Raw genomic sequence first — 12,785 nt, 5'->3', positions numbered from 1 at the left:
AAAAATTAGTTGCCGACAGCAATCTTCTTCATATCGGTCATATAGCCGCGTAAAGTTTTACCTACAGTTTCGATAGGATGCTGACGAATCGCTTCATTAATCTCACGTAACTGCGCATTATCAGTGCCATTATCTTGAACATTCTTCGCTAAATCACCGCTCTGTAATGTTGTCATAAACTCTTTCAACATTGGCACAGCTGCAAATGAGAACAAATAGTTACCGTATTCTGCGGTATCAGAGATAACCACGTTCATTTCATACAGACGTTTACGCGCAATAGTATTCGCAATTAATGGGAGTTCATGCAGCGATTCATAATAAGCTGACTCTGCGATAATACCGGCCTCAATCATGGTATCAAACGCTAACTCAACTCCAGCTTTAACCATCGCAACCATTAATACTCCGTGATCAAAGTACTCTTGTTCACTGATTGTACCGCTATAATCTGGGTAATTTTCAAATGCACTAGCACCCGTTTCTTCGCGCCATGTCAGCAAGTTTTTATCGTCATTAGCCCAATCTGCCATCATTGTTTCAGAGAATTTACCTGAAATGATATCATCCATATGTTTTTCAAACAGTGGAGCCATGATCTCTTTCAGTTGTTCTGATAATGCATAAGCACGTATTTTCGCAGGATTAGATAATCGGTCCATCATTAAGGTGATACCACCTTGTTTCAGAGCCTCGGTGATGGTTTCCCAACCGAATTGGATCAGTTTTCCTGCATAGCCCGGTTCAACACCATCAGCCACCATTTTGTCATAACATAACAGTGAACCTGCTTGTAACATACCGCACAAAATAGTTTGCTCACCCATTAAGTCTGATTTTACTTCAGCAACAAAAGAAGACTCTAAAACACCGGCACGATGACCACCTGTTGCCGCAGCCCAAGCTTTAGCAATTGCCATGCCTTCGCCTTTTGCATCATTCTCAGGATGAACTGCAATCAGAGTCGGAACACCAAAACCACGTTTATATTCTTCACGAACCTCAGTACCAGGGCATTTTGGTGCAACCATCACAACGGTGATGTCATCGCGAATTTTCTCACCCACTTCAACGATATTAAAGCCATGTGAATAACCTAATGCCGCACCTGATTTCATCAAAGGTTGAACAGCTTGAACAACGACTGAGTGTTGTTTGTCTGGTGTTAAGTTAACAACTAAATCTGCTTGAGGGATCAGCGCTTCATAAGTTCCTACTTCAAAACCATTTTCAGTTGCACGACGCCATGATGCGCGTTTTTCATCGATAGCTTCTTGGCGTAACGCATAGGCAATGTTTAAACCTGAATCACGCATATTTAAACCTTGGTTCAGGCCTTGTGCGCCACAGCCCACGATAACGACTTTTTTGCCTTTCAGATAATTTGCTTCATCAGCAAATTCGTCACGCGACATAAAGCGGCATTTACCCAATTGCGATAACTGCTGACGCAGATTTAATGTATTAAAATAGTTTGTCATAAGTGACTCCAAAATCGTTGTGTATGTGTTTGCTATTTTTATCCCCACTCTCAGTGAGGTGTTGCATAACTTCACTATAAGTGATGAAAGCCATTGCTTAAATTGATATATTTACAAGATGATGTTGCAGAATATGCAACGTACTTTTTTTCATTAAAATAGGTGGCTGACAATGGATATTCGCGATCTCAAGCTGTTCTTGCATCTCGCTGAAAGCTGTCATTTTACAAAGACCGCGCAAGCGATGCATGTCAGCCCTTCTACGCTTTCTCGGCAAATTCAGCGCCTAGAAGAGGGCCTTGGTCATCCACTTTTTTTACGTGATAATCGGCAAGTTACTCTCACCACAGCGGGTGAACAACTTAAGCGCTATGCACAACAAACATTATTACAATATAAACAACTTAAGCACACGCTAAACCAAAATGGTCCAACACTTTCAGGCGAACTCCGATTATTTTGTTCTGTCACTGCGGCTTATAGTCATTTACCATCGATTCTTGACCGTTTTCGTGCTGAAAATCCTCTGGTTGAGATAAAACTAACCACGGGAGATGCCGCTGATGCCGTTGATAAAGTACTGTCTGATGAGGCTGACCTCGGTATTGCGGGTAAACCAGAAAAACTACCAGAGAATATCTGTTTTGAAAAAATAGGTGAGATCCCTCTGGTTCTTATTGCCCCCGCCTTACCTTGCAATGTGCAACATCTTGCTACACAGGAACATCCAGATTGGCTGAATATTCCCTTTATCATTCCAGAGCATGGTCCTTCTCGGCAACGTATTGCCTTATGGTTTAAACGCCACCGTATTCATAATCCTTCAATTTATGCGACTGTTTCAGGACATGAAGCCATAGTTTCAATGGTCGCATTAGGCTGTGGCATTGCGCTTATTCCGCAAGTAGTGGTTGATAATTGCCCTGAGCCTGTCCGCAATCGCATCTCATTGCTAGATAATATTTCGCTAGTAGAACCATTTGAATTAGGCGTTTGTGGGTTAAACAAACGCCTTCAAGAGCCTGTAATCAAAGCGTTTTGGCGATTACTCCACCGCTAAATTTGTTGTTTGAGGAGATAGGAATAACTGAAAAGAGGGATTTCCTGTCTCGTCATGATATTCATAGCCTAACGCATCTAAATGTCTTTCAAAGCGTCCTTCTGTTTCTGGTAATTCAAACGCTACTAGCACTCGGCCATAATCAGTGCCATGGCTACGATAATGAAACAGCGTAATATTCCAGTAAGTCCCTAATGTTTTTAGAAACTTCATTAAAGCGCCGGGTGATTCCGGGAATTCAAAGCTAAAGAGGCGTTCTTTTAATGGCTTATTTGGACGACCACCAACCATATAGCGCACATGCAATTTAGCCATTTCATCATCTGAAAGATCAGCAACTTGATAACCCGCAGCAGTTAATTCACGTAAAATATCTTTACGCTCTTGTGAGCCTTGGCTTAAACGTACACCGACAAAAATACGCGCATTATCCGCATCTGCATCGCTATAACGATAATTGAACTCAGTCACCACTCGCTGACCTAAAATTTGACAGAAACGTAAAAAACTACCTTTTTGCTCAGGGATCGTCACTGCAAATAGTGCTTCTCGTTTCTCACCTAATTCACATCGTTCTGAAACATAACGTAAACCATGAAAATTAACATTAGCGCCAGAAAGCACATGTGCTAAGCGTTCACCTTTAATTTGATGCTCTTCAACGTATTTTTTAAGCCCCGCTAACGCTAACGCCCCAGAAGGCTCTGCAATTGCACGAACATCTTCAAATAAGTCTTTCACTGCCGCACAAATCGCATCGCTATCGACAGTGATAACATCATCGACATATTTTTGACATAAACGGAATGTTTCATCACCAATACGTTTAACTGCAACACCTTCGGCAAATAGCCCAACTTTAGGTAACTCAACAGGATGCCCCGCTTCTAACGCTGCTTTTAAACATGCAGCCTCTTCTGCTTCAACGCCAATCACTTTTATCTCAGGCATTAATTGTTTAATTAATACAGCGACACCCGCAATTAAACCACCACCACCAACAGGGACAAAAATTCGGTCTAAGTGAACATCTTGCTGCAAAAGCTCCATAGCTAATGTCGCTTGCCCCGCAATGACAGCGGGATGATCAAAAGGCGGCACGAAGGTGTAACCCATCTCTTGCGATAGCGCGATAGCTTTGGCTTTGGCCTCATCAAAGTTAGCGCCATAAAGCAGAGCCTCACCGCCAAACTGACGTACTGCATCAACTTTGATATCGGCCGTTGTCACTGGCATAACAATTAACGCTTTTACACCCATTTTATTGGCTGATAATGCAACACCTTGTGCATGGTTTCCGGCTGATGCGGTTACTACACCTTTCACTTTCTGCTCTGGTGTTAAGCCTGCGATCATCGCGTAAGCACCGCGTAATTTAAAACTGTGTACGGGTTGTCTATCTTCGCGTTTAACTAAAATGGTATTTTCTAAGCGCTCAGAAATTTTAACCATTTCTTGTAATGGTGTGACAACCGCAACTTCATAAACAGGCGCACTTAACGCCGCTTTTAAATACTCAGCACTACTTGGTGCCGAGTTTAAAGGTCTAAAGGCAGCCATTCTTAGCCCCCAAGTTTCGATTTATCACGTACCGCACCTTTGTCTGCACTTGTTGCCAAAGAGGCGTAAGCACGTAAAGCAAAGGAGACTTGGCGTTCTCTATTTTTTGGCGTCCATGCTTTATCACCACGTGCATTTTGTGCATCTCGGCGAGCAGCTAAGGTTTTATCATCAACTTTTAACGTAATTTCACGAGTAGGAATATTGATAGCAACCATATCGCCATCTTCAACTAAACCGATAATCCCGCCATTAGCCGCTTCTGGTGAAACATGACCGATAGATAATCCTGAAGTGCCACCAGAAAAACGTCCATCGGTTATTAATGCACAAGCTTTGCCTAATCCCATCGATTTTAAATAAGAAGTTGGATACAACATTTCTTGCATACCCGGACCACCTTTAGGCCCCTCATAACGAATAATAACAACATCACCAGCGACCACTTTGCTGCTTAATATGGCTTCAACCGCATCATCTTGGCTTTCAAAAACTTTAGCTGGGCCATTAAAAACTAAGTTATCTTCATCAACGCCCGCCGTTTTAACGATACAACCATCTTGCGCCAAATTGCCAGCAAGCACGGCAAGTCCACCATCTTGACTATAAGCGTGCTCTTTACTACGAATACAACCATTTTCACGATCCGTATCTAATGTTGGCCAACGACAATTTTGAGAAAATGCTTTAGTGGTACGAATACCCGCAGGCCCTGCTTGGAACATAGATTTAACTTGTTCATCTTGCGTTAACATTACGTCGTATTGAGCTAACGTTTCTGGCAAAGTTAACCCTAAGATATTGTTAACATTGCGATTAAGTAAGTTTGCTCTGTCTAGTTCACCCAAAATACCCATAACACCACCAGCACGGTGAACATCTTCCATATGATATTTTTGGGTACTTGGTGCAACTTTACATAAGTGTGGAACTTGGCGAGAAAGTCTGTCGATATCTTCCATCGTGAAATCAACATCACCCTCTTGGGCTGCCGCTAACAAATGCAATACGGTATTAGTCGAGCCACCCATCGCAATATCTAAAATCATCGCATTTTCAAACGCTTCTTTTTTCGCAATATTACGAGGTAATGCTGATTCATCGTCTTGCTCATAATAACGCTTGGTTAATTCAACAATGCGCTTACCCGCATTGATAAACAGCGTTTCACGATCAGCATGAGTAGCCAGTAATGAGCCATTTCCCGGTTGAGATAATCCCAATGCTTCGGTTAAACAGTTCATCGAGTTTGCCGTAAACATTCCCGAACATGAGCCGCAAGTCGGGCAAGCAGAACGCTCGATCTGTTCGCTATCGGCATCACTCACATTAGGATTTGCACCTTGGATCATCGCATCAACTAAATCGAGTTTGATGATTTGGTCTGAAAGCTTCGTTTTACCTGCTTCCATTGGCCCACCAGAAACAAAAATAACGGGAATATTTAAGCGTAACGATGCCATCAACATGCCCGGAGTGATTTTATCGCAGTTAGAGATACACACCATGGCATCAGCACAGTGTGCATTCACCATATATTCTACTGAGTCAGCAATTAGCTCGCGAGATGGCAGAGAATAAAGCATTCCGCCATGTCCCATTGCAATTCCATCATCAACGGCAATAGTATTAAACTCTTTAGCAACACCACCTGCAGCCTCAATTTGCTCTGCAACCAATTTTCCTAAATCCCGTAGATGCACATGACCCGGTACAAATTGAGTAAATGAGTTCACAACTGCGATAATGGGTTTTCCAAAATCAGCATCAGTCATTCCTGTTGCGCGCCATAAAGCACGTGCTCCAGCCATATTGCGACCATGAGTCGTTGTCGCTGAACGGTATTTAGGCATTTTTAACACTCCTGCGATAATGAAAGCGAGTAGCGAACAAACCACCCGCTAAACAAATTTATTTAATTTATGATTATTGATTAACAGGATCTAACCAGCCGTATTTATCTTCTGTTTCGCCTGTAAATAGACCAAAAAACGCTTTTTGGATAGCTTTAGTTACGGGTCCACAGCGACCAATACCGACTTGAATACCATCAACACTACGAACTGGCGTAATTTCAGCGGCCGTACCTGACATAAAGACTTCATCAGCAAGATAAAGTGACTCACGAGAAAGTACTTGTTCGCGGATTTCAAAGCCTAAATCTTTTGCTAATTTAATAATGGCATCACGGGTGATCCCCGGTAGTGCAGACGATGTAAAGGGTGGTGTAAAAATAATGCCATCTTTTACTTCAAACAGATTCTCACCAGCACCTTCAGAAAGATAACCATGAACATCTAAGGCAATACCTTCTTGGTAACCATGACGGCGCGCTTCACTACCGACTAATAACGAAGAAAGATAGTTACCCCCAGCTTTAGCTGCGGTAGGGATCGTATTTGGTGCTGCGCGATGCCAAGACGAAACCATCGCATCGATACCCTTATCTAGCGCCTCTTCACCTAAATAAGCACCCCAAGGAAATGCCGCAATAATGATATCTGTTTTATAACCGTCCGGTGGGTTAACCCCCATACCCACATCACCAATAAAAACTAATGGGCGAATATAAGCGCTGACTAAATTATTTTTGCGTAAAGTTTCACGGCAGGCTTCCATTAACTCATCGACACTTTGTGCAACAGGCATACGATAAATTTTGGCAGAATCATGTAAACGCTGCATATGCTCACGATGACGAAAAACAACCGGCCCTTTATGTGAGTTATAACAACGAACGCCTTCAAAAACAGAAGTTCCATAATGCAATGCATGAGACATTACATGAACCTTGGCATCAGCCCATGGAACCATTTCACCGTTAAACCAAATATAATCAGCTTGCTTTGTCATTCTTCTATCCTTACATGGCACCAAATGCGCTCATGAATTGTAATTTTTCTTTTTGTTGATGTTGTTGTAAGACCTGAATTCCTGCAACATCAGCTAACTTAGTTAACTGGCTACATAAAAGGTCTAAAGGTCGTTGGCTACTCACAGTCAGAGCAAGATTGATATTATTACTCTCCGTGATATTCATATTCATTGAGCATATATGAAAACCACGATGGCGGATAACTCTCAAGATACGTTCTAAGATCTCTGGACAAAAACGGGCTTCAATTGTGATATTGTGTTGGTTCATTTTGATTTCTCCATCATCTCATCATTACTTGCGCCCGGCGGAACTAAAGGCCAGACATTCTCTGCATCATCGATAGATACCTGTAATAAATAAGCACCATCACTCTCTAATAAGTTTTTGATTGCACCGACAACCTGTGATTTTTCTGTAATGCGCTGTCCCGGAATATCAAATGCTTTTGCTAAAGCAACAAAATCAGGATTGTCAGTTAAAATCGTCTCGCTATAACGCTGTTCAAAAAACAACTCTTGCCATTGACGCACCATGCCAAGACGTTGGTTATCTAATAACACTAATTTGATTGGTAATTGCTTACGTTTGATTGTGCCCAATTCCTGCACATTCATCATAAAAGAGCCATCGCCAGAGACACAGATAACACAAGCATCTGGCCTTGCGATTTGCGCGCCAACAGCAGCAGGAATGCCAAATCCCATGGTGCCAAGCCCGCTAGAGGTAATAAAATTTTCAGGTGCATCAAAGATCATATGTTGCGCTGACCACATTTGATGTTGACCTACATCTGTCGTGACAACCGTATTTTCAGGTTTAGCATCCGAAAGTTGTTTTAATAACAATGGCGCATAGATTGCAGAACCAGGATGGTCATAACGCCAAGCATGTTCCGTTTTTAAGTACTGAACTTCTTCTCTCCAAGGCGTGATATCTAATGTCTGTGATAAAACAGGTAATAAAACCTTAACATCACCTAACAAAGCAACATGTGCCTGTTTGAGTTTATTCAGTTCCGCATGATCAATATCGATATGAATAACTTTGGCATTAGGCGCAAACGTATTTAATCGCCCCGTAACGCGATCATCAAAACGAGCACCAACAGCAATCAATAAATCACTGCGCTGAACTGCATAGTTAGCTGCTTTGGTACCATGCATACCTAACATACCTAAATAGTTAGCATCTAATGCATCAGCACAACCTAAACCTTTCAACGTTGAAACAACAGGGATCTGCGTTTGTGTAACAAAGGCTCTTAAAGCATTAACAGCACTTCCCATCGCCACACCACCACCCACATACAAAATAGGTTTTTGTGCCTGCGCCAACATTTGCAAAGCTTGCGCTAACTCTTGTGTTGGATAAGGAAATTCCTGCTCTTGAGGTAATTCATAACTGGATAAATGTGAAGCATCAGCTAATTGCACATCTTTAGGGATATCAACCAATACAGGGCCAGGCCTTCCTTGTGATGCAATAGAAAAAGCTTCGGATAAAATTCTTGGTAACTCATCAACGGTAGAGACTAAAAAACTATGTTTTGTACAGGCCAATGAAAGCCCTAACACATCAATTTCTTGAAATGCATCTGTACCGATTAAATTTGAAGCGACCTGACCCGTGATAGCGACAACAGGAACAGAATCTAATAATGCATCTGCCAGTCCAGTAATCACATTTGTGGCACCGGGTCCTGAGGTTGCAATACAAACCCCTGTTGTCCCTGTAGAACGAGCAAAGCCAATAGCAGCAATGGCAGCACCTTGTTCGTGGCGACATAAAACATGTTCAACACCACCATCATAAAGTGCGTCATAAACAGGCATGATTGCGCCGCCAGGATAACCAAATACGGTTTCAACCTGATGCTTTCGCAATGCCTCTACTAACCACTGTGCTCCATTCATTTTATCACCCGTCTATTTAACTCATTGTTTAATATTGGTTTATTCTGCTTTTACTTTATTTCTCAAACTTAGGCTCAAAAAAAACCCCCGCGCCTTTCGGTGCGGGGGTTTTAAGCGATCCGGCTAATTACTTAGCCATTCTTCGTCCTAGTGCAGCCCCGCACGGTGGGATAATAATCACCACCACGCTGACAATAATTAGGCTAATCACTAGGACGATATTATTCATAGTTTTATGACTTCTTTTTTATTTAAAATGTATGTTTGTAATGTTGTATTGTGTTTTATTTCACTCTGTCCTTTTAGAGTTACCATGATATTTTAGCCTTGACAACGATTATTTTAAAAATAAACGCAACACATTGTAATTTATAGTTATTTTTTACCCCCTCAACCATCAAAGAATAATAAACCAAGAAATAAATAATAATAAGAATTATATACTAGCTAATAACTGTTTATTTAACTTTTTAAGCTACTATTGAGATATATTTATTTTAAAAGATGAAAAATATATAAATATAATTAAATACCTATTAATAAAATTTAAAATAATATTAATTTATTTATATTTTTCATGCAATTAGAATATTTACGAGCCTACTCTCATTTATTTAAATAACCATTTAACAAAAAAATGAAAATAAATTAAAAAGAATAAAAATAATGGAGAATAATAAATGGCATTAGCAGTAATATATACACGAGCGTCGTTAGGAATATCTGCGCCACTTGTTACTATTGAGGCTCATATAAGCCAAGGACTCCCCGGGTTAACTTTAGTGGGGTTACCTGAAACTGTGGTAAAAGAAGCAAAAGATAGAGTAAGAAGTGCATTAATTAATAGTGGATATATCTACCCAGCAAAAAGAATAACAATTAATCTTTCTCCCGCTGATTTACCAAAAGAAGGCGCACGTTATGATTTACCGATAGCTCTTGCAATTTTAATTGCCTCTGAACAATTAAAATCAGATAAATTAAATAGTTATGAGTTTATTGGTGAGCTTGCCTTATCAGGAAAATTACAAAGAGTTAATGCCGTTATTCCCTCCATTATTAGTGCATCTCAAAATAAACGTACATGTATTGTTTCAATAGAACATGACTCTGAAGTTTCATTATTACCAAATAAATCTGTTTTATTAGCTTCTCATATTTTAGATATTTGCCATTACTTAGAAAATAACACACCATTAATTGAAGCTGAGCAATTTAATATTAATCACGCAATTGAAAACCAAAATAATAAAGATATGAGTGATATTATTGGTCAAAATAATGCAAAAAGGGCGGCAGAAATCACAGCAGCAGGAAATCACAATATTTTATTTCTTGGCCCACCTGGAACAGGGAAGACAATGTTAGCAAAAAGGGTTGGCACACTACTACCCCCTCTAACCCCTCAAGAAGCACTAGATGTTTTAATCATCAATAGTTTAAGAGGCGTAATATTTACAGAAGGGAAGTGGCCATCAAGGCCTTTTAGAGCGCCTCATCACACATCATCTGCAATAGCTTTAACGGGTGGTGGCTCAATTCCTAAACCCGGAGAAATAACGCTAGCACATCATGGTATTTTATTTTTAGATGAGTTACCTGAGTTTGAGCGCCGAGTATTAGATGCATTACGCGAGCCTCTTGATGCGAGAAAAATTGTTATTTCACGGGCAAAAGCCAAAATAAGTTATCCTGCCAATGTACTACTTATTGGAGCACTAAATCCTAGTCCAACAGGGCATTATCAAGGCACACACAATCGAGCACCAGTAAGACAAATATTACGTTATTTAAACCGAATATCAGGTCCCTTTTTGGATAGATTTGATCTCTCTGTAGAAATGCCATTATTACCTCAGGGTGCTCTTATCAATCCAACGCATTCAAATGAAAGCAGTGAAGAAATAAGACAGCGAGTATTAAAAGCAAGAGAACGACAATTAAAGCGGTGCGGAAAAATTAATACTTATCTGACAGGAAAAGAAATTGAACAGCATTGTGTGCTAAATACAGCTGACGCAACCTTTTTAGAAAACACTCTGAATAAGCTTGGGTTATCTATACGTGCATGGCATAAAATCCTTCGAGTATCGAGAACAATTGCCGATTTGCAAAACGAAGAAAATATACAACGAAATCATTTAATTGAGGCGCTGAGTTTTCGTGCAATGGATAGATTAATGATACATCTTCAAAAACAGTTTGGTGAATAAACAAAAAGGAGCGAAAAACGCTCCTTTTAACTAAAACTAATGATATTAATCATCAGAGTCGGTATAGTCATCAGATGGATCGAGCTGTGGCTTTCCACCCGACAATGTATGAAAACGTTTTGGACGACTTATACGACTGGTATATTTTTTCCAAATTTTTTCTTCAATAGTTGCTGCTTCTCGTTCGCCACGACACATGGCAACAAATAATTTTTCCGTTTCGGTTGTAGGCTCTCGTTTGCCCAAATCAAGCTCATTAAATGCTTGACCATGACGTTCCAATATCTGAGCTTCCTTGATAGTGAAATCGCCATGACGAGAAAAACCACGCGGATAATGTTTATTGTCAAAAAAACGATTAGTCGTGATAAAACTTTCTGCCATCTGACACACTCCTAATTCTCTATCGTCATACTTATGGCGCGGAGTATTAGGTAGTCATGCAGTTCTGTAAAACAAAATATTTAAATCGTAACGACAAATTTTTTTGGAGATAGATGTGGATACCGAATTACTGAAAACCTTTTTGGAAGTCAGTAAGACAAGACACTTTGGACGAGCCGCCGAATCTCTTTATTTAACGCAGTCTGCGGTGAGTTTTAGAATACGACAATTAGAGACGCAATTAGGCACAAACTTATTCACTCGCCATCGCAATAATATTCGCTTAACAGTGGCCGGTGAAAGGCTCATACCTTATGCTGAATCGTTGATGAATACGTGGTTGCTTGCTAAAAAAGAAATTAGTCATGCATCTCAACATTCTGAGCTTTCAATTGGCGCAACAGCATCACTCTGGGAAGCTTATTTAACCTCTTGGCTACAAGAATCCTATCTAGATAAAAAAGAGCTCAGGATCGAATCTAGAGTCTCTACGAGACAATCTCTTGTAAAACAACTTCATGCCAGAGAGCTTGATCTTCTTTTCACGACAGAAGCCCCTAAAATGGATGAGTTGGAAAGTAAGATTATCGGTAATATTGCATTTCAGCTGATGAAAATATCATCAAGTAATACTGACAAAGTCACCCAATTTATCAAAATAGAATGGAGTGCTGATTTTTATCCATCATTACAAAATGATATAGATAAAAAAACTGATCCTATTTTAACTACTAATTCAGCTGTAATTGCCTATCAGTTAATGAAAACAACACATGCAGTTGCTTTCTTGCCTGTACATTGGCTTGATCTTTACTCTGATTTATCTGCAGCTTCAGCTGATATTATTCAAAAACCTCTCTTTGCCGTCTGGTTAAACACCAGCGATCAGCAAGCATTAATACAACAATTACTAAAACAACCAGTCACTCATCAATAATAATAAGCTTCAATTTGTTGTATTTACATAAAATAAAAATTGAAGCTTATTATTTTATTGCCTATTTTCAACAAAAGTAGCATTAATTTTGCATCTCATATTAAGTCATTATTTTGGAATTCTAGATTTTTCTGAGGAATAGGCTTGATTTGAATGGAATAATTGAAGAGAAATCTTATTGTTAATAAGAATATATTTGGATTTTAAATAACAAAAAGCCCAGTTAATTAACTGGGCTACAAATATAGTATAAATTTTGTTATTACTTAATTGGTAACTGGCAGGGGCGGAGAGACTCGAACTCCCAACACCCGGTTTTGGAGACCGGTGCTCTACCAATTGAACTACGCCCCTAAATA

At 39.9% G+C, this 12,785-nt stretch carries 11 protein-coding genes and 1 tRNA gene; 3 read left to right on the top strand and 9 right to left on the bottom strand.

From position 1 onward, the window contains the following. Nucleotides 1-5: 5 nt before the first annotated feature. The gene (gene ilvC, locus M997_RS02530; RefSeq protein ID WP_064718542.1) at nt 6-1,481 is read right to left on the bottom strand and encodes a ketol-acid reductoisomerase; all 1,476 of its coding nucleotides are present in this window, start codon (nt 1,479-1,481) and stop codon (nt 6-8) included. A gap of 172 nt (nt 1,482-1,653) precedes the next feature. On the opposite strand from ilvC, the gene ilvY reads away from it, so the two are divergent. Next, the gene (gene ilvY / locus M997_RS02525) at nt 1,654-2,541 is read left to right on the top strand and encodes an HTH-type transcriptional activator IlvY (RefSeq protein WP_064718541.1); all 888 of its coding nucleotides are present in this window, start codon (nt 1,654-1,656) and stop codon (nt 2,539-2,541) included. Here ilvY and ilvA read toward each other — a convergent pair. From ilvA to ilvL, 6 genes are all read right to left on the bottom strand, one after another. Continuing rightward, the gene (ilvA, locus tag M997_RS02520) at nt 2,527-4,101 is read right to left on the bottom strand and encodes a threonine ammonia-lyase, biosynthetic (RefSeq protein WP_064718540.1); all 1,575 of its coding nucleotides are present in this window, start codon (nt 4,099-4,101) and stop codon (nt 2,527-2,529) included. The genes ilvY and ilvA overlap by 15 nt on opposite strands. Before the next feature lie 2 nt (nt 4,102-4,103). Further along, a complete protein-coding gene (gene ilvD, locus M997_RS02515) occupies nt 4,104-5,954 on the bottom strand; it encodes a dihydroxy-acid dehydratase (protein ID WP_064718539.1) in 1,851 nt (616 codons plus the stop codon). Nucleotides 5,955-6,027: 73 nt separating this feature from the next. After that, nucleotides 6,028-6,954, bottom strand: coding sequence for a branched-chain-amino-acid transaminase (gene ilvE / locus M997_RS02510; protein WP_064718538.1), 927 nt, complete (start codon nt 6,952-6,954; stop codon nt 6,028-6,030). A 10-nt stretch (nt 6,955-6,964) separates the two neighbouring features. Further along, nucleotides 6,965-7,246 carry an acetolactate synthase 2 small subunit gene (gene ilvM / locus M997_RS02505; protein ID WP_064718537.1) on the bottom strand — a complete coding sequence of 94 codons (282 nt, stop codon included), beginning with the start codon at nt 7,244-7,246 and terminating at the stop codon, nt 6,965-6,967. Further along, nucleotides 7,243-8,892 carry an acetolactate synthase 2 catalytic subunit gene (ilvG, locus tag M997_RS02500; protein WP_064718536.1) on the bottom strand — a complete coding sequence of 550 codons (1,650 nt, stop codon included), beginning with the start codon at nt 8,890-8,892 and terminating at the stop codon, nt 7,243-7,245. The genes ilvM and ilvG overlap by 4 nt, the downstream gene beginning before the upstream one ends. 127 nt (nt 8,893-9,019) lie before the next feature. Further along, nucleotides 9,020-9,121, bottom strand: a complete 102-nt coding sequence (gene ilvL, locus M997_RS17115; protein ID WP_074379329.1) for an ilv operon leader peptide — start codon at nt 9,119-9,121, stop codon at nt 9,020-9,022. 451 nt (nt 9,122-9,572) lie between these two features. Here ilvL and M997_RS02495 point away from each other — a divergent pair, with 451 nt between their 5' ends. Further along, complete coding sequence (locus M997_RS02495; RefSeq protein WP_064718535.1) at nt 9,573-11,105, top strand: YifB family Mg chelatase-like AAA ATPase; 1,533 nt, start codon at nt 9,573-9,575, stop codon at nt 11,103-11,105. A gap of 45 nt (nt 11,106-11,150) precedes the next feature. On the opposite strand, the gene M997_RS02490 is transcribed toward M997_RS02495, so the two are convergent. Beyond that, complete coding sequence (locus M997_RS02490) at nt 11,151-11,489, bottom strand: MaoP family protein (RefSeq protein ID WP_064718534.1); 339 nt, start codon at nt 11,487-11,489, stop codon at nt 11,151-11,153. A gap of 115 nt (nt 11,490-11,604) precedes the next feature. On the opposite strand from M997_RS02490, the gene hdfR reads away from it, so the two are divergent. Beyond that, entirely contained in the window at nt 11,605-12,426 is an 822-nt protein-coding gene (hdfR, locus tag M997_RS02485; protein ID WP_064718533.1) for an HTH-type transcriptional regulator HdfR, read from the top strand. A gap of 278 nt (nt 12,427-12,704) precedes the next feature. On the opposite strand, the gene M997_RS02480 is transcribed toward hdfR, so the two are convergent. Then, nucleotides 12,705-12,780: transfer RNA gene (locus M997_RS02480), tRNA-Trp, on the bottom strand. Between the last annotated feature and the right edge of the window lie 5 nt (nt 12,781-12,785).

The organism is Proteus hauseri ATCC 700826 (genome assembly GCF_001654965.1).
In the GTDB taxonomy this organism is placed as follows: domain Bacteria; phylum Pseudomonadota; class Gammaproteobacteria; order Enterobacterales; family Enterobacteriaceae; genus Proteus; species Proteus hauseri.
This window is presented reverse-complemented; position numbering and strand designations above follow the sequence as displayed.